The sequence below is a fragment of the Leifsonia sp. Root227 genome (genome assembly GCF_001428745.1).
Classification (GTDB): Bacteria; Actinomycetota; Actinomycetes; order Actinomycetales; family Microbacteriaceae; genus Leifsonia.
Genome location: NZ_LMIO01000003.1, coordinates 126,140 through 149,077, shown reverse-complemented (window position 1 = coordinate 149,077; position 22,938 = coordinate 126,140). Strand labels below are relative to the sequence as shown.

Sequence of the window (22,938 nt, the reverse complement as noted above, 5' to 3'; positions counted from 1 at the left end):
ACCCGGCAGGCTACTCGTCGTCCTTCTCCCACGGCCAGCGCGGGCGTCCGCGCTGCTGGAACCGGCCGACCAGCACCAGCTGGTACAGCAGCGTGACGACGAACCCCGCGATGCCGACCGTGATCGCGTAGATGCTCCCGAGCTGGCCGACTGCGAACAGGAAGTAGGCGAACGGCTGCGACGGGTCCCCCGCCGCGCCCGCGACTCCACCGGCGACGATGAACACGAAATAGCAGGCGAATCCCACGGCGAGGGCGACGCCGGGTGAGATTCGCTGCTTGTGCGCCGGAACGCGCGTCCCGATCACCAGCAGGAACACGAACAGCATCAGCGTCGCGCATCCGGTCATGATCGGGCCGACGAGCGAGCCGATCGCCGGGTCGGCGATCACCTCGGTGTTCGTCGCCAGCGAGATCAGCCCGAAGGCGGCGACCACCAGCGCCAGGTAGAGGAACGTGGCGAAGGCGGCGACGACGGCCGCGTAGGCGCGCCAGTTACGCATGTCGGCCGGTCAGTACCCCTGCGGAGAAGCGTACGCGGCGACGGCCTGGTTCTGCGCATCCGCGAGCTGCTGGTCGTATGCGGCCTGCGCCTCGGCGTTGCGAACCTTGAGCTTGCGGCCGCGGGCGGCGAGCCAGGCGCCGGTCCACATCGAGATCTCGCGGGCGATCACACCGGCGAGGACGGCGAACGGGGCGACCCAGAGACGCTGCAGGACGACGGAGGCCTCGTTGGGGGTGAGGGTCCAGACGTGCAGATCGATCAGCGAGGCGCCGACGTAGGCGAAGTAGACGAACAGGGCGACGAAGAGGCCGCCGAGGATGTACGCCCACCAGCGGGCACGGTTGATGATCTGGATGAGCACCACCATGCCCACGAAGAACGCCACGACAGGCACCCAACCCGCAGTTTGCGACAGGAAGAAGCGCGAGAGCGACTCGGCGAACTGATTGCTCGGCGTCAGCGCGTACCCGACGAGGACGACCGCGATCACTCAGAGCAGCGCGAACACGACCGTGCCGACCAGAGCGATCAGGATGCCGAAGCCCCTGTTGCTCTTCTTCTTGGGCGGCTCGGGGCGCTGGACGTAGATCGGGGTCACCGGCTGCCCGTAGCCGGGGGCGGGCGCGACACCCGGCTCGGGAGCCCAGGTCGCCTCGCCCGTGGCGGGCGGTGCTGCGTACGCTGCGGTCGCCCCTGTCGCCTGCGCGGAGGTCGCGGCCTCTGCGGCGACGATCACCGGCGTCGCCGACTGGACAGGGGATGCGGTGTCGACGGTGGCCGTTCCGGCCGCGGCTGCCGCGGGAACGTCTCCGGTGTGCGAGCGTGCGACGGCGGCCGCGATGTCGTCGTCGGTCGTCACGACGGGCTCCGGCTCTGTGACCTTGGCCGGTGCGGCAGGTGCAGGCGTCGCCGGGACCTCTGGGGCGGCTGCGGTCTGCGCCTCGTCCGCCGGCGCATCCGGGCGATTGATGTGACCGCGCGCGGAGACGGGGCTCGAAGGCGGGTTCACGACCTCCGGGTCGGTGTCAGCCGGCTCGGCCGCTGCGGTCTGCGCGGGCGCCGTCGCCGGCGCCTGCTCTGCCGTGCCCGATGCACTGTCCCCCGCGGGCTCCGCGGCTGCGCCGTTGTCCGGCACAGATTCCGGCGTCGTCTCGCTCATGATGCCACTCCTCGATCAGCCCAGTCGGGCATCCGTCAGTGGTGCCCACTGTAGCAACGGGGTGGGCGAAGTCCAGGGAGGGCTGGCGGCGAGGGGCGGAGGCAGTCACTTCTTCGGTTCGGCGGCCTCCGGGAGCGTGAGGACGTAGCTGAAACCGCTCACCTTGCCGTCGACGCCGACGCCACTGGCCGCCGGGCCGCTGCTGAAACTGTTCACGAGGAACAGCCGCTCGCCGGTCTGGGCTGCGTGCAGGAAGGCGACGACGTTGGGATACGGTCCGGTCACCGTGAAGCTGACGGGGACGACGGTGAAGTTGTCCTTGGTGATCAGAGGGCTGACCACGGGCGGCATTCCCGCGACGGGAGCCGCAGGCGCCGTCGACGTCGGTACGGGCGTCGGCGTGGCGGACGGCGACGGGGTGGCGGTCGATGCGGCACCTCCGCCGGTGGTCGCGGCGGGCGCTGCCGGGGCTACCGGAGGCACGTACGGCTGTCCATCGGCGATCGCCCACGCGGAGATGACCACGCCGTTCGCCGCCGCGAAACCGTTGAGCTCGTCCATGAAGGCGGGATTCGCGGACTGCGTCGGCACGGACGCCGCGAGCGACGCCAGCGACTTCTTGAGCGCTGGCAGATTCGTCGAGTCCTTCTCCAGCCGGTCGAGCACGGCACGGTTCGCCGCGTTCGTCTGGTCGACCTGCGCGATCTGGGTCTCGGCGGCCGCCGCCTGGTCGAGCTGCGGCTGGACGCCGACGACCCAGCCGAGCGCGACGACGGCGACCATCACGATCACGGAGCCGATCATCCACAGTCTGGTCTTGTCCATGATCACTTGTCCTTCTGCTCGAAGCGCTTCGCGTAGCGCGACTGGTCGATGTGGAGGGTGATGGTGACCTTGTACAGATTGGTCGTCTGGTCGAGCGCGAGGTTGCTGGGCACGACGTCCGTCACGCCGGGGATCGTCTCGAGCGAACGCATCCACGCGGTGACATCGGGCACGGTCGGGCTGGAACTGACAGTGGTGACCGTTCCGATCCTCGGCGTCTGCAGCGGGTCCTGCGACTGCTGGTAGATCGCGGTCGGGGAGGCGGAATCGGCAGCGACCGTCTCGAGCGCCACCCCGGCAGGCTGGACCGCGCCGATCTGATCGAGCAGCGCCTTCCAGTCGACCTCGGTGGATGCACCCACCCGCTGGGCGGCCTGGGCGAGCGCCACCTCCTTCTGCACATCCCGGACCCCGGTGAACTTCTGCTGCTGCGTGAGCAGGTCGGTTGTGCTCAGTTGCGCGCCGAAGAGTCGCGCCTGGGCAGCCACGTTGTATGCAAAGGCTCCGCCGACGCCGAGGACCACCACAAGGAACACGACGAGGACGCCCCAGCCGAAAGCTCGTCTGGTGGACGTGTTCTTCCGCTCGCGCCTGACCTCGGGAGGAAGCAGGTCGACGCGCGGCTCCGTGCCGATGTCGAGACTCTCCGTCCTGCCTGCCGACTTCGCAGCGGTGAGAGCTTTCGGCGGTTTGGGCGCCTTCTGCTGCCTCGGCGCCTTGCTCCCTTTCGTCGCCGGGGCGACGGTCGGCAACTGCTCTGTCTCCTGGGCGTCAGATCGCCTGGACGTGATGCTCATGCTGCGCTCCCGAGTGCGAGGCCGAGCGCGACGGTGAGCGACGACCGGTTCTGCCGAAGCACGTCCGCGTTGAGACTCCGCGAGAGTGCGACGGCGTGGAAGGGATCACCGACGGCGACGGGCAGTCGGGTCATCTCGCTCAGCGCGTCGGTGAGGCCGGGGAGCTGGGCTCCCCCTCCTGTCACGACGAGTCCGCTGACCGGAGTGTTCGGGCGGGTGTTGACGAAGTAGCTCACCGTGTTGCGCAGGCTGGTGAGGAGCTCGCTGGTCACACGGTAGATGATCTCCACCGCCTGCTGCTCCTCGATCGTCGTCACCTGCTTGGCGAGGCCGATGGTGGCTTTGATCCGCTCCGCTTCGCCGAGCTGCACATCGAGACCCTCGCGGAGCGCCTGGGTGAGTTCCGCTCCCCCGGCGGGGATGATGCGCACGAACTGCGGCACGCTGTCGGTGACCACGACGACGCTCGTCGTGTTCGCGCCGATCTCGATGAGCGCGACGGTTCCCGGGATGCGCGGCCTGCTGATCAGAACGCGGCTGAGCGCGAACGGGATGAGGTCGACGTCCACGGTGGTGAGCCCGGCGAGCTGTGTCGCCTTCACGTTGCCGAGGACCGCTTCCTTGACGGCGGCGACCAGCAGACCGTTGACCACGGGGCCGTTGTCGCTCATCCCCTCGGAGACAGGGTAGAAGTCGAGCAGCGCCTCCGCGACGGGCACGGGCAGCATGTCCTGCACCTGGAACGGGAGCGCCTCCCTGATGCGCGTGCGCGACATCTTGGGCACGGTGAGGTCGCGGGCGAGCACCCGCTGGTTGCCCATCCCGAGCACGACCTCTTTGCTCTTGAAGCCGCCCTGCTGCCACAGCCGCTTGAGGCTGGCGGCGACGGTGTTGGGTTCCAGGATCTCGCCCCGGCTCACCGCTCCGTCCGGCAGCGGGACCTCGAAGTGCCGCAGCAGCGTCGGCCGCGCCTTGGCCGGATCTGCGACCTCCACGGCGCGAACGGTCGAACTTCCGACGTCGATGCCGACGATGCTCGTAGCCATTCGATCTCCTCAGGTTCCTCTATGCGATTCCGAGGAGCGCCAGGTAAGCGCCCCACACTGTGTTTCCGGCGAGCACGCCGATCCAGGCTCCGGCGAGCATCCACGGGCCGAACGGGATACCGGTCCCCCGCCGAGCCCGCCGAGCGACCAGGAGGGCGATGGCGAAGAGCCCGCCGAGCAGGAAGGCGGCGAACGCGCCGACGACGAGCGCGCCCCAGCCGAGATAACCGAGGAAGAGCCCGAGCACCCCGGCGAGCTTGACGTCGCCGAAGCCCATTCCGCCCTGGTAGATCATGGCGAGGATCAGGTAGAGGGCGAACAGCCCGGCAGCGCCGACGACCGCCCTGACCAGCGCTCCTGGATCTCCCGTCAGGAGCGCGGAGGCGCCGAGCAGAACGACGCCGACAGCGTACGAAGGGAGCACGATGGCGTTCGGCAGCCGGTGCGCATCCAGGTCGATGAGGGCGAGCACGATGCTGACTGCCGCGAGGTAGAGGAACGCGACGACGACCAGCACAGCGGCGACCGTGGCAGGCGTGCCGACCGGATGCGCGGCGCCAGGCCCCGCCCAGAACCACCAGGCGACGAACGCGAACGCCACGCCCGTCGCAGCCTCGACGAGCGGGTAGCGTGCGGAGATGCCGCTGCGGCAGGAGCGGCACCTACCGCGGAGGAACAGCCAGGACAGCACGGGGATGTTGTCGTACGGCTTGATCTCGGTGCAGCAGCTCCCGCAGGCGCTCGGCGGAGACACGATCGACCGACCGGCGGGAACACGGTAGACGACCACGTTGAGGAAGGAGCCGATCAGGAGGCCGAACACGGCGACGAACCCGACCGCGACGATGGCGATGGCGGCGGTCATGACGTCGGGCTCCCATCCGGACGGTACGCCACGGCGACCTCGATCTCGGTGGTGACGTCGTACGAGGTGGTGCGCGGGGTCGGGAACTTCGGCGGCGGCGAGTTGAGGAGTCTGGTGTCGTAGCTGTACCGCTTGAGGAAGCCGCTCGACCCGCTCCCCTGACCGACGGGGCCGCGGAACTCCTGAGCGATCGAGCCGGTGACGCAGAGGTAGCCGTACGGATCGCCTGAGTCGTAGTTCTGCACCTCGAAGGAGTGGTAGTTCGAGAGGATCGCCGCGTTGATCGTGCGAGCGCAGTTCGTGCTCGACGACGAGGCCTCCCAGGTCATCCCGGACGAGGACGCCCGGCAGGTTCCGCTCGTCCAGTTGGTCGGATTCGTGCAGACGATCGGGTTGAACACCCACACCGCACCGGCGCCGACGAGCCCCAGGATGTCGTGGGCCGCATCCGAATAGGTGAGCTGGCCGGTGACCCAGGCGAAGTGGTCGGCGTTGATCGTGATGGCGGAGTGCATGGTGCCCTGGACGAAGACGTCACCCGCCGTGCAGGAGTAGCTGGCGGCGGTGGAGACGATTTCGTACTTGACGGGGTAGCCCAGGCCGTTGCCCGAGGACGTGGTGTCCGCGCCCACGCACGTGAAAGAGTTGCCGTTGGGCGTCTTGTTCGTCGCCCACGAGTTGGGATCGCTGGCTGCGGTCGGGATGCTCTGCACGTAGATCAGGTTGTTGTAGAGGGCAGACGATGGCCCGATCGCGATCGTCTGTCCGAGCTTCGTGTCGGACAGCGTGTTCGCGTTCTGCGTCAGCGACTTGGCCGGGTCTCCCGGCTTGCCGCAGAAGGCAGGGTTGGCGGGGACGCCGGGCCCGGTGGCCGGGTTCCCGACGACCTGCGTCTGCTTGGTCCACGGCGAGATGACATTCATGTACGCCGTCCCGCCGGACACGCTGAAGGTGATCTTGGTCGGCCCCGTATACAGGCAGCCGGGGTTCGGCACCTTGCCAGGGATGTCCGTGCGCACCTGGTCGAGCTGCTGCTGCGGCGGCGGCATCGTGATCAGCGCAGAGTTCGCCGGGACGCCGGCGTTGAACACCGGTGCCGAGCTGCCCGAGGGGCAGTTGCTCGCACTGTAGAGCTTGCCGGACGAGTCCCGGTTGGGGTTCGCCGTCGTCACCCGCTGCTTGAACGTGCCGCCGCAGATGTTCAGAGTGTCGTTGGAGTGCACGGCGCCGTCGAGGGTGTCACCGGTGATGAAGTTGATCAGGCAGCCGGAGTCGCGGGCCGTCGTGGACTGCCAGGCGTACGCCTTCGTGCACGACTTCGAGTTGAGCTGGGGGTCGAGGATCTCGTAGTCGGTGAAGTAGACGTAGTTGGTGAAGCCGGTCTGCTTGATGTTGGCGACGACGCTGCGGGTCACGGAGTCGACGAGCCCGGTCGCTCGCACGTGCAGGACGCCGGTGCTCGCGTACTTCGAGTTGTCCACCTCGTAGCGGAACGACGCGTTCGGCGGGAGGCCGTCCGTGAGCGGGACCGCCGCCCAGCGCCCTCCCGATCCCTTCGGCGCCACGTCGAACGCCGGGTTGGTGTTCGCACCGGTGGGCAGCGTGACGGTCGATGCCGAGCCATTGGCGATGGTGAACTTGGATGCGGGGTTGCCGTACTGCTGATAGCTCGGGTCGTTGGTCAGGCGCCCCTGATACTCGGCGATCCCGGCGTACGCGGCCGACATCGCCGCATCCCAGTCTTTGTCGTGGTCGGCGCGGACGATACCGGAGACGGAGAACGTCATGGTGAGCGTGACGAGCAGCAGCAGAACGGAGCCGATGCCGATCACCATCGCAAGGGCGACCCCGCGGTCGGACGACGCCGAGCCGAGCCTGCGGCGGAGGATGGCGCGCATCACGACCCCGATCCGATGTTCGACATCCCGACCGAGTTGGTGAGTGTCACCGCGCTGGCGGCGCCGGTCGGCTGGATGGTGATCGTGATCGTGATCGACGCGATGGCCGAGAGCGTGCTGATCGGCAGGGTGAGAGGCGCGCCGGATGCGTCGAAATACTGGAACACGACGACGCTCGACGGGATCGAGCCGCACAGCGTGCGCTTGAGGTCCGGGGTGGCGCTCGTGTTGAAGTCCCAGTGCCCGTTGGTACCCGCCGTCGTGGTGGTCGCCTTCCACTGACTCTCGACCAGCTGACCGTTGACCACCGCGAACTGGACCTTGACGGGACTCTCAGCCCCGGAGAGGTTCACGAACGCGTAGAACAGCACGGAGGTGGCGGTCGCACTGACGAAGGCCGGATCGTTCTGCGCGCCGCCCGGCGTCGGGTTGGCGAGTGGGTTCGGCGTCGCGGCGCGCACCATGCGCGCCATCTCGTTCATTCCGTTCGAGCCCTGACGGGTGCCGTTGTCGATCGACTGCGCGAGGCTCACGCTGTGCGTGCTCGCGACGAACAGCGAGCCCGCGAGCGTGGCGATCAACGCGGCGATGCCCATCGCGATGAGGAGCTCGACCAGGGTGAGCCCGGTATCCGTGCGCCGATCCGCGCCCAGGCGTCTGCGCATCCGGCCGATCATGGCAGCCTCGGATCGAGGGTGAAGACCGTCGAGCTGGTGACGGCGGGACTGCCGGCGGGACGGGTGATCTTGGAGACGTCGACCAGAGCGGACGAGGTGAGCGAGTCCCCCGAGTTACTGAGCGCGTAGATCATCCAGGTGCCGTATGGGAGGGCGATGGTCGCCGCGTTGCCAGAGGACTGCGGGTACGTCAGCGTCATCACGTTCGTGGTCGTGGCGGTCGCGCATCCCGGATCGCCGACCGTGGATGCGGCAACCGCGCTCTTCGCCACCAGCCACTTGCCGGAGACGGCGACAGTGACGACCGGCATGGCGATGGAGGTGCTGGGAATGCTCGCGCCGGAGGGGGTCGGGATCGCGGCGGCTCGAACCCCGACGTGTCCCGACGCATTCTGCTGCGTCCACTGCTGCGGGTCGACAGAGAGGCAGGTCGGCTGGGAGGCGCCAGAGGCCATGAACGCACCGGCGAACACGGAGTATCCGGAGCCGAACGGGAAGAGAGGCGTCGTCGCCGTCACCCCGGTGATCGTGGGGATCGTCGTGTATGGGTCCGACTGCGGAACGTAGGTCAGCGGCAGGTTGGTCGGGATGAGCGTGCCCGCCGCAGCGAGAGTGAGCTTCGGCGTCGCCGCTTTGTCGTACTGCATCTCGATCACGGCGGATTGACCGGCGACGACGGAGGCCTTCACGGTCGGGACCTGCACCTGGGAGTTGCTGATCGAACCGTCGCCCGCCTTGCCGATCGTGACCGTGTATGCGCCGGGCGTCACCTTGAGCGCATAGCTGCAGCCGTCGACATCGGTCGACGGCGGCCCTGGGGTGATGGTGGCGGCGGTGTTCGGCGTGATGCTCGGATCGGGCTTGGCCGTGATCGGGACGTTGGCGACTCCCGCGCCGCTCGCGTTGGTCACGTGCACGAGGATCGTGCCGGACGCCGGGTCGTTGATCGGCCCTGCCGGGGCGAGCAGCGTGCTGGCCTGGACCGGGTTGGTGCCTGGGCGGATCCCGGACCAGGAGATGCTGACGTTGAGGGTCTTGTTCTGCAGGATGCCCTGGCTGGTGCCGCAGTCGGCGACGGCGCCGGTGCTGGTCACCCACCCGACGGTCTTGGTGATCGTGTAGTCGGTGCCGTCGATGGTCTGCGTGGTCGTGCCGCTCTTGACGGAGAAGACGTCCTTCGCCGAACGGGCGGTGTCGATCTGCTGGGCGGCGAGGTTGGCCGCGACCTCGTTGGCCCTGGACGACCGGGTGAGGGTCATCGACAGGGTGAGCGAATATGCGACGAGGACGGAGATGATGCCGAAGACCATCGTCGCGATCAGGACCTCGATGAGGGTGAAACCCGATTCGCGGGTCTCGGTGGTGCGGAGGGGGCTAAGCACGGGGGTCACCTCCCTGGTCGGGTTTCGGGAGTGGGTAGCCGGGGTGGAGCGGAGTGAGGCGGGGTGTCGCGTTAGGAAGCGCGACACCCCGTCTGGTTCTCGTTACGGGCAGACGCCGGTTGCAGCACCGTTTGTCTGGTCGATGTGGAACTTGTTTCCAGTGCTGCCGACGGCGTCGATGCAGAACGCGGTCGAGGTCGGGGTCGATCCCGACTTGAAGTCGATCGAGGTGGTGTCAGCGCTCTGCGTGAAGCCGTAGGTGGCGAGTCCCGTGGTGTTGTCGCCGTTGAACGTCGGCTTGGAGACGGTCGAGGCCGAGCCCTTGTCGGTGTAGTACGCGACGACCGCGGTCTTCGCGTTGGCCAGGTCGGACTTGACGCCCGCGTCCTTCGCGTTGTTCTGGACCCCGATGTAGATCGGGATGGCGATGGCGGCGAGGATGCCGATGATGATGACCACCACGAGGAGCTCGATCAGGGTGAAGCCCTTCTCGTCCTCTTCGAGCAGGCCCTGGCGGCGAGCGTTCAGCTTGCCCATGAGTCGGAAGTACATTGCAGTTTCCAATCGGTCGGGTAGTGCGGGTCGGGGAGCGTTTGCGAGTGCCGCTCCGGTGATGACCATAATTCCCAGGAGATTTTGAGAAACATCCCACATTTGGGGGGTTTTTGCTGAGATATCACCCCAGTTGAGGGGAGGAAATGTACACTTCGCCCCTGGTCGGGGGTCAGCTACTTCACAGCGGAGGCGATGCTGAAAATCGGCAGGTAGAGAGCGACGACCATGCCGCCGATGATCACCCCGAGGAACGCGATCATGAGCGGCTCGATCATGGCCGTGAGCTGCTCGGTGGCGGCCTCCACCTCCTGCTCGTAGAAGTCGGCGATCTTGTCGAGCATGGACTCGAGGGAGCCTGCGTCCTCGCCGACCGCGATCATCTGCGTGACCATCGCAGGGAACACCGGCTGCGCAGCGAGCGGGGCGGCGATCGACTCCCCCTGCCGCACGGACTCGGCGACCTCCTCCAGCGCGTTCTGGATCACCCAGTTGCCGGAGGTCTCCCCCACTATTCGAAGCGCTTGCAGGATGGGCACGCCCGCGCTGATCATGTTCGCGAAGTTGCGGCTGAACCGCGCGATGGCGATCTTCTTCAGCAGCGAGCCGAAGACGGGCAGCTTGAGCTTGATCGGGTCGACCTTCCGCCGGACCGCCTCGTCGTTCTTGTGCCTGCCCCACCAGATCGCGAAGACGATGCCGCCCACGAGCAGCACCGGCGCGATCCACACCATCGCGTGCGAGAGCTGGACCAGGATCTCCGTCGGCAGAGGAAGCTGGCTGCCCATGCTCGCGAACATCTTCTCGAAGATCGGCACAACGAAGAGCAGCATCACGATGACGGAGACGACCGACATCAACAGCACGATCACCGGGTAGGTCAGCGCCGACTTGATCGAGGATTTGAGCTTGACCTCCTTCTCGAAGTTCGACGCGACCGCCTCCAGCGCGTCGTCGAGGAAGCCGCCGGTCTCGCCCGCCCGCACCATGTTGATCATCAGCGGAGGGAACACGTCGGCGTGCTTGCGCATGGCCTCGGACGTCGAGACGCCGGACTCCACCTGGTCCCGCACATCCGAGAGCACCGCCTGCAGCTTCTTGTTCGGCGTCTGCTCGGCCAGGATGTTCAGCGTCCTCAGCAGCGACAGGCCGGAGGCGATCATGGTCGCCATCTGCCTGCTCATCACGGCGAGTTCTTTGAGCTTCACCCCGGAGCCGAAGCTGAGGTTGATGTCGCGGTTGAGGCCCGTGCCCTCGGGCGACTCGGCGATCGAGACCGGAGACAGCCCCATCGTCCTGAGGCGAGCGGCGACGGCCGCCTCGCTCGCCGCATCCACCCGGCCCTTGACGATCTTGCCGTCGGCGTCCCTGCCCTTGTACGCGTACGCGGTGCTCGTGGGCATGGCTCTACCTCACCGTTCCTGAATAGGTGTCGCCGAAGTCCGGCCCGCTCGACGCGATGGCCATCGCCGACGCGTCGGTGGGCGACTCCGCGCGCTGGATGAGGCGGGTGATGCCCTCGAGGTCGTGGGCCTTGTCCATGGCCGCCTTGCGGGTGATCTGACCGGAGTTGACCAGGTCGGCCAGGTGCTGGTCCATGGTCCGCATCCCGGAGTCGCGGCCGGCCTGCATCATCGAGGCGATCTGGTACGTCTTGCCCTCGCGGATGAGGTTGGCGACCGCGGGGGTCATCATCAGGATCTCTGTCGCCACGACGCGGCCGCGTCCGTTGGCGCGCTTCACCAGGGTCTGGCAGACGACGCCCTGCAGGGTCGCGGCGAGCTGGGCGCGCACCTGGTCCTGCTGGTGCGGAGGGAAGACGTCGATGACGCGGTCGATGGTCTGCGGCGCATCCTGGGTGTGCAGGGTGGCGAAGACGAGGTGGCCGGTCTCCGCGGCGGTGAGGGCGACCGAGATGGTCTCCAGGTCGCGGAGCTCGCCGATCAGGATGACGTCAGGGTCCTGACGCAGCACGTGTTTGAGCGCGGCGCCGAAGCTGTGCGTGTCGTGGCCGACCTCGCGCTGGTTGACGATCGACTTCTTGTGGGTGTGCATGAACTCGATCGGGTCCTCGACCGTCACGATGTGATCGGCGCGGGTCGAGTTCACGAGGTCGATCAGAGCGGCGAGGGTGGTCGATTTGCCGGAGCCGGTGGGGCCGGTGACCAGGACGAGCCCGCGAGGCAACTGCGAGAACGAGCCGACCGCATCCGGGACGCCGAGCTCGTGCAGCTGCTTGATCTCGGTGGGGATGAGGCGGAAGGCGGCGCCGACGGAGCCGCGCTGCTGGTAGATGTTCACGCGGAAGCGGGAGTTGGCGGAGATGGTGAACGCGAAGTCCAGCTCCAGTTCGCGGTCGAAGATCTCCTGCTGACGGTCGGTGAGCAGGCTGGTGATCGCCGCCCTGGTGCGGTCGTGGTTCCACGGCGTCGCCGCGCCGGCGGGGCGGAGACTGCCGTCGACGCGCACCATCGGGGCCGTGCCGACGGTGACGTGCAGGTCGGATGCGCCCTGGTACACGACCTCGTGCAGCGCGGCGACGAGCTCGGCGTCCGCCCGCTCCAGTGCCTCGCGCTCCACGGTGGTGAGGGTCTCGTCGATGGGTTCCGGCTCGTGCGGGTGCTGGATGGGGAGGGTGGCCTCCGGCACGGGCTCTGCCGCCCGGCGTCCGGCGGGGATGATGCGCTGGACGGGGTAGAGGTCCTCGGCGACGGGGACGGGCAACGTCACAGGGTCGGACACCGGCGCGGGCAGCGACACAGGAGCGGACACCGGCGCAGGGAGCGGCACAGGGGCGGACACCGGGGCGGGCGGCGTCACGGAGACGGGCGGGAACGCGGGCGGCGGCAGCACGGGAGGCGCCACCGGCTGCAGCGCGGGCGGCGGCAGCAGTGGCACCCCCGGCCCCGGCGCCCACCCGGCCGCGGTCGAGCCCGGTGGCGTCACCGGGATCTCGTAGACCGGCTTCGCCTCCGGCGGCGGGAAACCGCCCCAGCTCGTGTCGTTGCTCGCATCCGATGCCATGAGCCCTCCTAGGCCACCACTCGCAGGATCTCTTCCACCGAGGTCAGGCCGAGCTTGGCCTTCTCCCAGCCGTCTTCACGCAGCGTGAGCATGCCCTGCTCCCTCGCCGCCCTGCCGATCTCGGCACTGGAGGCGCGGCCGACGGCGAGGCGCTCGATCTCCTCGCTCACCGCCATCACCTCGTGCACCGCGATGCGGCCGCGGTAGCCGGTGTTCGAGCAGGTCGGGCAGCCGACGGGCACGAACACCACGGGAGGAGCGTCGTCTGCTGTCACGGGGAAACGCAGGCGCTGCAGGTCGTCGGCCGAGTATGTGGCCGGCTGCTTGCAGCGGTCGCACAGGCGACGGGCGAGGCGCTGGGCGACCACGCAGTCGAGGGCGGAGCCCACCAGGAACGGCTCGATGTCCATCTCGGTGAGCCTGGTCACAGCGCTCGGCGCGTCGTTGGTGTGCAGCGTCGAGAGCACGAGGTGGCCGGTCAGCGATGCCTCGATGGCGATCTGCGCCGTCTCGTGGTCGCGGATCTCGCCGAGGAGGACCACATCCGGGTCGCTGCGCAGGATGCTGCGGAGCGCGCTGGCGAATGTCAGGCCGGCCTTCGGATTCACCTGCACCTGGTTGATGCCTGCCATCCGGTACTCCACCGGGTCCTCGACCGTGATGACGTTGATCTCCGGCCGCGCGACCGCGTTGAGCGTCGTGTAGAGCGTCGTCGACTTGCCGGAGCCGGTCGGACCGGTGACCAGGATCATCCCGTACGGCTTCGAGTACGACGTGCAGTACGTCTCGAAGTTGCGCTCCAGCAGATTGAGGTCGCGCAGCGTCATCCCGGTGTTCGTGTTGTCCAGGATGCGCATGACAACCTTCTCGCCCCACACCGTCGGCAGGGTGGCGACACGCAGGTCGATCTGGCGGCCGCCGTGCACGACCGACATGCGACCGTCCTGCGGCTTGCGCCGCTCCGCGATGTCGATGTCGCTCATGATCTTCAGGCGGGAAATGACACCGTTCTGGATGCTCTTGGGCGCGCTCTGCATGGCGTGCAGCACCCCGTCGATGCGGTACCGGACGCGGACGTCGTGCTCGGCAGGCTCGATGTGGATGTCCGAGGCGTGGTCCTGGATGGCCTGGCTCACCAGCAGGTTCACGAACCGGACGATCGGGGCGTCGTCGTCGCTCGACTCCGCGATGGTGAGGCTGGACTCGTCCGGGGTGGCCGACTCCTCCTCGAGCGTGGTGGTCAGGTCGCTCAGCTCGTCGTCCGCGCGGATGTACCTGTCGATCGCGGCGAGCAGGTCCCCGAGCTCGGCGACGGCGGGGGCGATGATCATCCTGGCGGCGGCGCGAACGTCGTCGATGGCGAACACGTTGCCAGGGTCGGCCATCGCGAGGATCACGGTGCCGTCGGCCGTGCCGATCGGGAGCACGGAGTGGCGGCGGCAGATCGCGCCGTTCACCAGGGAGACGGCCGTGCGGTCCACGGGGTAGTCTGCGAGCTCCACGAACGGGAGGCCGGTCTGGGCGGCGCGGGCGCGGGCCAACTGCACGGCGTTGATGGCACCGCGAGCGAGGAGGTCGCGCACAGCGGCCTCATCGGCTGTCGGCTCGCTCGTCACCGTGTCGAGGTACTCGATCGGCAGATGGCCGTGCAGGATCAGGATTTCCGTCATCGACGCCACGGGAGCCTCCTCGCAAGGACGATGCCGGGGCGGGTCGGGGGTCTCGGCAAATGCGGCGGTACTGCAATATCACTTCTTCGGGTGAAGCGGTGTCACACTATTCCCGCGCGTCCCGCGCGCACCACTCCCGCGTACAGGTGCCACGCACCTGGGGGTCAGCTAGGACTCAGCGCCCGATCCGGCGGCGGGCTCAGCGACGGCGTCAGCGGCGGCGGATGTCCGCGCGGCGCGATGCGAGGTACACGAGGACGCCTGCGATGACGGCGGAGGCCATGGTCGTGATCCAGAACGGAAGGGTCGCAGCGGCGTGGCCAGTGGTGGCCTGGACGATGCCGAGGATGAAACTGCCGACGGCCACGACGAGCAGCGCCACCGCGACGCCGACCATCGCACGGCCGGTCGAGTCGGTGTATTCGAGGAGGTGACGCCACATGCATCCATTGTCGCGCATCCAGACGGGTCGGAGCCACGACGAAGGCACTGGCGTTGTCTGCGAGTGGATCGTCGCTGGTGGCGTCACGCCATGACGACCCGTCGCTTCGGCGGGTGGGTTTCGGCGCGAGATTCGCTGAGCAATTAGCGCGATCGTCACCAGTTCTTCGGCAATACCGGGTCGTCCGGATCGATCGGAGCGCACCGGCTGTATCCGGAGAAGTCCGCGTAGTTCTCGCCGATCGTGAACACGATCGCGAAGCCGTCTTCACGAACTCCGGTCAGATACGGCGGATACGACACCACCTTCCGCGGCGGGTAGATCTTGTTGTCCTCGACCACTTTCGTCGGGAATCCGTAATCGGTCCACATCTTCGCAACCCGCTCCGCCGTCTCCTCCGGACTGGACTTGGTCGGACCCTTGTACTGGTTGAAGATGTTCCACGACTCTGACGGGGTGCCATCGGCATAGTCACCACACCCGGTCCCCCAATCCATCGTGTCTGGACTCGGCCAGGTGTCGGCGACCAGCGCTGTCGCCTCATCGTAGAGACGCCGGATCTCTTGTTCGACCGCCACACGGTCGGCTCTGTCGCTATCTTCCACCTGCTGAATCTCCTTCGCAGTCCTCGGCTGTGCTGCGCATCCGGTCAAAGCACTGGATGTGAGGAGCGCTGCCAGCACCACAACGCTCAGCGCACGGTGAGAATCCCGTGCAGCCGTCCTGCTCCGGACAGCCGGTAATGAGCGAGCCCACTTGACCACCCCGCCTCTCATCGAAGCACCGTCACCAATTCTTCGGCAGCCGCGGGTCGTCGGGATCCTCCGGAGCACATCGACTATTGCCAACGAAGTCGGCGTAGTTCTCGCCGATCGTGAACTCGATCGCGAAGCCGTCTTCACGAACGCCGGTTAGATACGGCGGATACGACACCACCTTCCGCGGCGGGTAGATCTTGTTGTCCTCGACCGCTTTCGTCGGGAACCCGTAATCGGTCCACATCTTCGCAACCCGCTCCGCCGTCTCCTCCGGACTCGACTTGGTCGGACCGTAGTACTGGTTGAAGATGTTCCACGTCTCTGACGGGGTGCCATCGGCATAGTCACCACACCCGGTCTGCCAACTCTTGTCCGGCGCGGTCGGCCACGAGTCCGCGACCAACGCAGTCGCCTCATCGTAGAGACGCTGGATCTCCTTCTCGACCACCACACGGTCGGCCCTGTCGCTATCTTCCACCTGCTCAATTTCCTTCTCTGTCCTCGGCTGTGGCGCACACCCAGCCAGCGCACCCGTGGCTAGCAGAGCGGCCAACGCCACAACACGCAGCACGCGGCGGGGGTGCCTGACGGTCGCTTTGCTCCCCTCAACCCGGATAGAGCGACGCCCTGTGGCTGACCTGCCTTTCGAGCGGCGCACGGTCACCAGTTCTTCGGTAGCCGCGGGTCGTCCGGGTCCTGCGGGGCACACCGGCTGTATCCCTGGAAGTCGGCGTAGTTCTCGCCGATCGTGAACACGATCGCGAAACCGTCTTCACGCACACCGGTCAGGTATGGCGGGTAGGACACCACCTTCCGGGGTGGGTAGATCTTGTTGTCCTCGACCATTTTCGTCGGGAACCCGTAATCGGTCCACATCTTCGCAACCCGCTCCGCCGTCTCCTCCGTACTGGACTTGGTCGGACCGTAGTACTGGTTGAATATGTTCCACGACTCTGACGGGGTGCCATCGGCATAGTCACCACACCCGGTCCCCCAGCTCCTCTCGGGGGCGGTCGGCCAGGTGTCGGCGACCAGCGCGGTCGCCTCATCGTAGAGACGCTGGATTTCCTGTTCGACCGCGGCCCGCTCGGCTTTGTCCTGATCGTCCACCTGCTGTATCTCCTTCTTAGTCTGAGGCTGGGGCGCGCACCCGGCCAGCGCACCCGACATGAGTAGCGCTCCCAGCGCTACGACGCGCAGCAGGGTGCGAGGGGTGCCCATGATCGTAGTGGTCATCGTCGCGATTCCGACGGGGTCGGGGTCGGGGTCGGGCTCGGGCTCGGGCTCGGGCGAGGTTGCGTGCTCGGCACCGTGGATCGGTCCTGCGGGGTTCCGCCGGTGGGGACTTCCTGCCCCCGCCCCATCGTCGCCATTGCTGTGGCGTATTGCGCGGAGGTGAGGTTGTCGAAGTAGCTGTAAGCGTCAGGGTTCTTTGGCCCGTTTCCGAACGGGCCGTGTTTCGTGATCCCCTCCAGCGCGACACCATCAAGGGAGGTGTCCTCGGCGCTGAACGGGTGCGCGCCGAAGCCCGGGCTGGTGGGATCGGTGCGGCCGGAAATGTTCTGCCCGACCACGGCCCATCCGTCATTGACGCCCTGGGCTGCGTACACCTCTCCGCCCGGCACATGCAACGCGGCCGCTGAGGGGACGCTCGTGGAAACACCCGCTGATCCGAGGAGCACGACGTGCCCCGCTGACACGTCCTTCCTGGACAGGGCGAGGGCGGCGACGTTGGTCCCGTACGAGTGCGCCACGACCGAGAGCCCGGCCGCGTTCGCGGGCCAGTCCTTCACCGCCGTCAACCCGCGCAGTGTGTTCCCCAGGCGCTCCGCTCCCGCTTTGGCGAGGTCATCTTGGATGACGCCCAACCCATCCATCCCACCGGGCGGGTCGTAGTCCAGCCACGACAGCACCGCGATCTTGTCGCGCGGGACACCGGACGCCTTCGACTGCTGCTGTCGCAGGTCTTTCGCGGCGTTGCCGTATTGTCCGATGTCGTTGGCGGTGGTTCCCATGCCGGGCACCACGACGCTGATGTGTTCGGCCGTTTCCAGAAGCCCCGTGCTGATGGCGACTTTGGTGCGCTCGCCCGGTTGGTAGACATACAGCTCGCGCGGTGGTTCACCGGTCGGACCCTTACCGTAGGCGATATCGATCCGGGAGAGCGTGTCGGCCAGCTTCTGCGCCTCGTCGAGACGATTGAGCGCCCGCCGGCGCACCTCGTCGTACGGCGACCCGATCTCAGGGTCCGCCTTCGCATAGGCGAGACGCTTCTTCGCGTCGGCGAGGTCGACCTTCAGACATTCACGGTTCGCGTCGGAACGGACACGCGGTGGGAAGCCGTCGAGGTTGCCGACGAGTCTCGGAACGGCCTTCGCCCACTCCTTCCGCTGTGTGGCGTCGAGCTTCTTCCACCACGCTGCCGCCTTCTCCGGCGCGGGCGGATGGTCCCAGAACCTCTGCAGGAGTCCAGGATGAGCTACCAGCATGGTCCTCATCTGCGACGGGGACAGGTTGTTCAGGAGCGAGGACAACTCACCGGGCGTCGCGGTCGCCCAATCCTTCGAGGCGCCGAGGCGGCCCAGGAAGGCCAGCACCTTCGTCCTCGCCGCGACACCATCGCCGCCAGCACGCGCACCACCCTCGGCCCGGCCGAGTTGCTCCAAAAGCGCAACGGTGTCGCCGATGGCAGCTTCCAGTTGTGTAACACCGTCTCGAAACAGCCCCTGCGTCGCGGAAGCGAAAGCCCGCAGCGCGCCCAACCTGTCTTCCAAGTCTCGAAGGTCCTTCTCGAGCTGGGCCAAGACCAACTCCAACTGCGCGTTCTTGAGCTGCAGGGCGCCGCTCAGACCAGGCGCGGCGGCGAAGATGTCCCCGGTGCTGATGTTGAACTCGATCAGCCGCTCGGTCGCATCCCGCTGGTTCCGAGTCGCAACGATCTGCACCTTCAGCCCCTCCTCTTGGAGGACCCCGAAACGACTCACCTTCTCATCAGCCACAACGTACGTGTCCAGCTCGCCCTGGATGGCATCCAGCTCCGCCTTCGCCCCCGTGATACAGGGTGCGATGATCCACGTGAACAACGCACCGACCGCGGAATACCCCTGCCCGGACAACTCTCCCGTGCCCAAGTCCGCGAGCAGCCGATCAGACGCCCCCTCCAGCTCGACCAGCACAGCCGACGCAGCAGTCAGGTTCGCCGACAACGCCGTCGTCATGCCTTCCGACTCGCCCGAGTCATAGCTCAATCCCACGATGCGCCCACCCTTTCCTGCCGGAGTCAGTCCAACTCCAACTCCGCCCGGGCCACAGTATCAGTTCTACATTTTCGACACCAATACTTTTGGTGCAGATACCAGGTGTCGGGTTTCAAAGGCCACGCCGCACGGCGCGATAGGCATCGGGAACGAAGAAAGCCCCCGGTGCCGAAGCACCGGGGGCCGTCTGTCGTACGGAATCGCTTAGTTGTACGTTCCGGGGGTGTAGTCGTCCGAGCTGAAGCTGTCGAAGTCGACGAAGCTCAGGTCGTTCTCGCTGAAGGCCGAGTCGTCGGCGAAGATGCGGTTGGGGTACCGCTCCGCCTTCGCCTCTTCCGTGGCCTCGACCGTCACGTTGCGGTAGCGAGCCAGGCCGGTACCGGCCGGGATCAGCTTTCCGATGATGACGTTCTCCTTGAGGCCGATCAGCGGGTCGGACTTGCCCTCCATGGCCGCCTGCGTGAGGACGCGGGTGGTCTCCTGGAAGGACGCGGCCGACAGCCACGACTCGGTCGCGAGGGAGGCCTTGGTGATACCCATGACCTCCTGGCGGGCCGACGCGGTCTTCTTGCCCTCGGTGAGAGTGGCGCGGTTGACCTCGTTGTACTTCGAGCGGTCGACCAGCTCGCCGGGCAGCAGGTCGGTGTCGCCGTGCTCGACGACGGTGACCTTGCGCAGCATCTGGCGGACGATGACCTCGATGTGCTTGTCGTGGATCGGAACACCCTGCGACCGGTAGACGCCCTGCACACCACCGACGAGGTGCTTCTGCACCTCACGGACGCCCTTGACGCGAAGAACTTCCTTCGGGTCGACGGCGCCGACGATGATCTGCGTTCCGAGCTCGACGTGCTGACCGTCCTCGACGAGGAGGGTCGAACGCTTGAGCACCGGGTAGACGTGCGGCTCGTCGCCGTTGTCCGGGGTCAGGATGACCTTGCGGCTGCGCTCCGTGTCCTCGATGGTGATGCGTCCGGCTGCCTCGGCGATCGGGGACGCACCCTTGGGGGTACGAGCCTCGAACAGCTCCTGCACGCGGGGCAGACCCTGCGTGATGTCGTCAGCGGATGCGGAACCACCGGTGTGGAAGGTACGCATGGTGAGCTGGGTTCCCGGCTCACCGATCGACTGGGCCGCGATGATGCCGACGGCCTCGCCGATGTCGACGAGCTTGCCCGTGGCGAGCGAGCGGCCGTAGCAGGCAGCACACACGCCGACGGCCGACTCGCAGGTGAGCACGGAGCGCACCTTGATGTCGGTGACACCGGCAGCGACGAGCTTGTCGATGAGGACGTCTCCGACGTCGTCACCGGCCTTCGCCACGACGGTTCCCTCCGGCGAGACAGCGTCGGCGGCGAGGGTACGGGCGAACACCGAGTTCTCCACGTTCGCGTCGCGCACCAGCACGCCGTCGGCGCCGGCCTCGGCGATCGGCAGGTCGAGACCCTTGGTCGTGCCGCAGTCGTCCTCACGGATGATGACATCCTGCGAGACGTCCACGAGACGACGGGTCAGGTAGCCGGAGTCGGCGGTACGGAGGGCCGTGTCGGCCAGACCCTTACGGGCACCGTGCGTCGCGATGAAGTACTCCGCCACCGACAGACCCTCGCGGTACGAGGAAATGATCGGACGGGGGATGATCTCACCCTTCGGGTTGTTCACCAGACCACGCATACCGGCGATGTTGCGCACCTGCAGCCAGTTACCACGGGCACCGGAGGTGACCATGCGGTTGATGGTGTTGTCTGCCGGGAAGTTGGCGCGCATGGCCTCGGCGACCTCGTTGGTCGCTTCGGTCCAGATCTTCACCAGTTCCTGACGACGCTCGAGGTCGGTCGTGAGACCCTTCTCGAACTCGGCAGTGACCTTGGCGGCCTTCTTCTCGTAGCCGGCGACGATCTGCGGCTTGTTCGGCGGCGTCAGGATGTCGCTCAGCGACACCGTCACACCGGACCGGGTGGCCCAGTAGAAACCGGCGTCCTTGATGCGGTCCAGCGCTGCTGCGACCTCCACCTTGGGGTAGCGCTCCGCGAGGGCGTTGACGATCGAGGAGATCACGCCCTTGTCAGCGACCTCGTCCACGAACGGGTAGTCCGCCGGCAGCGCCTCGTTGAAGAGGGCGCGACCGAGGGTCGTCTCGACGATGGCGGTGACGCCCTCGGTGCCGGTCTCGTTCGCGTCGGAGGGAACGTAGTTCTCCAGACGGATCTTGACCTTGGCGTTGAGGTGCAGCGAACCCTGGTCCTTGGCGAGGATCGCCTCGGAGACCGACGAGAACGCGCGGCCTTCGCCCTCCGCGCCCTCGCGAACGGTGGTGAGGTGGTGCAGACCGATGATCATGTCCTGCGATGGCAGGGTCACCGGACGGCCGTCGGACGGCTTCAGGATGTTGTTCGATGCGAGCATCAGGATGCGCGCCTCGGCCTGGGCCTCGACGGACAGCGGCAGGTGGACAGCCATCTGGTCGCCGTCGAAGTCCGCGTTGAACGCGGCGCAGACGAGCGGGTGCAGCTGGATGGCCTTGCCCTCGACGAGCTGAGGCTCGAACGCCTGGATGCCGAGACGGTGCAGGGTTGGTGCACGGTTCAGCAGCACGGGGCGCTCGCGGATGATCTCCTCGAGCACGTCCCAGACCTGCGGACGCGAACGCTCGACCATGCGCTTGGCCGCCTTGATGTTCTGAGCGTGGCTCAGGTCGATCAGGCGCTTGATCACGAACGGCTTGAACAGCTCCAGAGCCATCTGCTTGGGCAGACCGCACTGGTGCAGCTTGAGCTGCGGGCCGACGATGATGACCGAACGGCCGGAGTAGTCGACGCGCTTTCCGAGCAGGTTCTGGCGGAAACGACCCTGCTTGCCCTTCAGCATGTCGCTGAGGGACTTCAGGGCGCGGTTGCCAGTGCCGGTGACGGGACGACCGCGGCGGCCGTTGTCGAACAGTGCGTCGACGGCCTCCTGCAGCATCCGCTTCTCGTTGTTCACGATGATCTCGGGAGCCCCGAGGTCGAGCAGACGACGCAGACGGTTGTTCCGGTTGATCACGCGGCGGTACAGGTCGTTCAGGTCGCTGGTCGCGAAGCGGCCACCGTCGAGCTGCACCATCGGGCGCAGCTCCGGCGGGATGACGGGGACGACATCCAGGACCATCGCGGCGGGCGAGTTGCCGGTGGCGAGGAACGAGGAGACGACGCGCAGACGCTTGATCGCGCGGATCTTCTTCTGTCCCTTGCCGTTCGCGATCTGGTCGCGGAGCAGCTCGGCCTCAGCGGCCAGGTCGAACGCGAGCAGGCGACGCTTGATCGCCTCTGCGCCCATGTACGCCTCGAAGTACAAGCCGAAGCGGTCGACGAGCTCGTTGAAATCCGCGTCCTCCGGCTTGAGGTCGCCGACCTTGAGGGTGCGGAAGGACTCCCACACACGCTCCAGGCGAGCGATGTCCTCGTCGTAGGACTTGCGGATCTGGCCCATTTCCTTCTCGGCCGTGTCCTTGACGCGACGCTTCTGGTCGGCCTTGGCGCCTTCCTCCTCCAGTGCGGCGAGGTCGGTCTCCAGGCGCTGCAGGCGGTCCGCGATGCGGCTGTCGCGCTGGTCGGACAGGGTCTTGATCTCGAGACGGAGCTCGTTCTCAAGGCCGGGCATGTCGGCGTGACGGCCCTCTTCGTCGACCTCGATCACCATGTATGCGGCGAAGTAGATGACCTTCTCGAGGTCCTTCGGCGCCATGTCGAGCAGGTAGCCGAGACGCGAGGGAACACCCTTGAAGTACCAGATGTGAGTCACGGGAGCTGCGAGCTCGATGTGGCCCATGCGCTCGCGGCGGACGGAGGATTTGGTGACCTCCACGCCGCAGCGCTCGCAGACGATGCCCTTGAATCGCACCCGCTTGTACTTGCCGCAGGAGCACTCCCAGTCACGGCTCGGCCCGAAGATCTGCTCTCCGAAGAGACCGTCCTTCTCCGGCTTCAGCGTGCGGTAGTTGATGGTCTCGGGCTTCTTGACCTCGCCGTACGACCAACGACGGATGTCGTCAGCAGTGGCCAGGCCGATACGCAGTTCATCGAACGTTGTTGCGTCGATCAATT

20 protein-coding genes are annotated in these 22,938 nt (G+C 67.0%); all 20 read right to left on the bottom strand.

Annotation, left to right across the window (positions count from 1 at the left end):
- Window positions 1-10 precede the first annotated feature (10 nt).
- The 20 genes from ASE16_RS10760 to ASE16_RS10665 all read right to left on the bottom strand — a co-directional run bounded on the left by ASE16_RS10760 (window position 11) and on the right by ASE16_RS10665 (window position 22,936).
- Window positions 11-502: a DUF6121 family protein gene (locus ASE16_RS10760; protein WP_055894718.1), complete on the bottom strand. Its 492-nt coding sequence runs from the start codon at window positions 500-502 to the stop codon at window positions 11-13.
- A gap of 9 nt (window positions 503-511) precedes the next feature.
- Window positions 512-994, bottom strand: a complete 483-nt coding sequence (locus ASE16_RS10755; protein WP_055894716.1) for a hypothetical protein — start codon at window positions 992-994, stop codon at window positions 512-514.
- Entirely contained in the window at window positions 995-1,663 is a 669-nt protein-coding gene (locus tag ASE16_RS10750; RefSeq protein WP_055894712.1) for a hypothetical protein, read from the bottom strand.
- A 105-nt stretch (window positions 1,664-1,768) separates the two neighbouring features.
- Window positions 1,769-2,488 (bottom strand): type 4a pilus biogenesis protein PilO, encoded by a 720-nt coding sequence (locus tag ASE16_RS10745; RefSeq protein ID WP_055894709.1) that lies wholly within the window; start codon window positions 2,486-2,488, stop codon window positions 1,769-1,771.
- A 2-nt stretch (window positions 2,489-2,490) separates the two neighbouring features.
- Window positions 2,491-3,285, bottom strand: a complete 795-nt coding sequence (locus tag ASE16_RS10740) for a hypothetical protein (RefSeq protein ID WP_055894705.1) — start codon at window positions 3,283-3,285, stop codon at window positions 2,491-2,493.
- Window positions 3,282-4,331 (bottom strand): type IV pilus assembly protein PilM, encoded by a 1,050-nt coding sequence (gene pilM / locus ASE16_RS10735; RefSeq protein WP_055894703.1) that lies wholly within the window; start codon window positions 4,329-4,331, stop codon window positions 3,282-3,284. The genes ASE16_RS10740 and pilM overlap by 4 nt, the downstream gene beginning before the upstream one ends.
- A 19-nt stretch (window positions 4,332-4,350) precedes the next feature.
- Window positions 4,351-5,196, bottom strand: a complete 846-nt coding sequence (locus ASE16_RS10730; RefSeq protein ID WP_055894701.1) for a prepilin peptidase — start codon at window positions 5,194-5,196, stop codon at window positions 4,351-4,353.
- Window positions 5,193-7,097, bottom strand: coding sequence for a hypothetical protein (locus tag ASE16_RS10725; RefSeq protein ID WP_157480326.1), 1,905 nt, complete (start codon window positions 7,095-7,097; stop codon window positions 5,193-5,195). The genes ASE16_RS10730 and ASE16_RS10725 overlap by 4 nt, the downstream gene beginning before the upstream one ends.
- Window positions 7,094-7,759, bottom strand: coding sequence for a type II secretion system protein J (locus tag ASE16_RS10720; RefSeq protein WP_162255973.1), 666 nt, complete (start codon window positions 7,757-7,759; stop codon window positions 7,094-7,096). The genes ASE16_RS10725 and ASE16_RS10720 overlap by 4 nt, the downstream gene beginning before the upstream one ends.
- Before the next feature lie 8 nt (window positions 7,760-7,767).
- Window positions 7,768-9,153: a prepilin-type N-terminal cleavage/methylation domain-containing protein gene (locus ASE16_RS10715; RefSeq protein WP_055894695.1), complete on the bottom strand. Its 1,386-nt coding sequence runs from the start codon at window positions 9,151-9,153 to the stop codon at window positions 7,768-7,770.
- 102 nt (window positions 9,154-9,255) lie between these two features.
- On the bottom strand, window positions 9,256-9,705 hold the full coding sequence (locus tag ASE16_RS20320; protein WP_055894692.1) for a type II secretion system protein: 450 nt from the start codon (window positions 9,703-9,705) through the stop codon (window positions 9,256-9,258).
- A 176-nt stretch (window positions 9,706-9,881) separates the two neighbouring features.
- Window positions 9,882-11,108, bottom strand: coding sequence for a type II secretion system F family protein (locus ASE16_RS10705; protein WP_157480324.1), 1,227 nt, complete (start codon window positions 11,106-11,108; stop codon window positions 9,882-9,884).
- 4 nt (window positions 11,109-11,112) lie between these two features.
- On the bottom strand, window positions 11,113-12,729 hold the full coding sequence (locus ASE16_RS10700; protein WP_321164250.1) for a PilT/PilU family type 4a pilus ATPase: 1,617 nt from the start codon (window positions 12,727-12,729) through the stop codon (window positions 11,113-11,115).
- Between the two features lie 8 nt (window positions 12,730-12,737).
- Window positions 12,738-14,408, bottom strand: a complete 1,671-nt coding sequence (locus ASE16_RS10695; protein ID WP_055894691.1) for a GspE/PulE family protein — start codon at window positions 14,406-14,408, stop codon at window positions 12,738-12,740.
- Between the two features lie 202 nt (window positions 14,409-14,610).
- On the bottom strand, window positions 14,611-14,841 hold the full coding sequence (locus ASE16_RS10690) for a hypothetical protein (RefSeq protein ID WP_055894689.1): 231 nt from the start codon (window positions 14,839-14,841) through the stop codon (window positions 14,611-14,613).
- A 155-nt stretch (window positions 14,842-14,996) separates the two neighbouring features.
- Entirely contained in the window at window positions 14,997-15,527 is a 531-nt protein-coding gene (locus tag ASE16_RS10685) for a hypothetical protein (protein WP_235500462.1), read from the bottom strand.
- A 100-nt stretch (window positions 15,528-15,627) separates the two neighbouring features.
- Complete coding sequence (locus ASE16_RS10680; protein ID WP_055894686.1) at window positions 15,628-16,077, bottom strand: hypothetical protein; 450 nt, start codon at window positions 16,075-16,077, stop codon at window positions 15,628-15,630.
- Window positions 16,078-16,259: 182 nt separating this feature from the next.
- A complete protein-coding gene (locus tag ASE16_RS10675) occupies window positions 16,260-16,835 on the bottom strand; it encodes a hypothetical protein (protein WP_055894683.1) in 576 nt (191 codons plus the stop codon).
- The gene (locus tag ASE16_RS10670; protein WP_055894681.1) at window positions 16,832-18,853 is read right to left on the bottom strand and encodes an alpha/beta hydrolase; all 2,022 of its coding nucleotides are present in this window, start codon (window positions 18,851-18,853) and stop codon (window positions 16,832-16,834) included. The genes ASE16_RS10675 and ASE16_RS10670 overlap by 4 nt, the downstream gene beginning before the upstream one ends.
- Window positions 18,854-19,060: 207 nt before the next feature.
- Entirely contained in the window at window positions 19,061-22,936 is a 3,876-nt protein-coding gene (locus tag ASE16_RS10665) for a DNA-directed RNA polymerase subunit beta' (protein ID WP_055894679.1), read from the bottom strand.
- Window positions 22,937-22,938 lie beyond the last annotated feature (2 nt).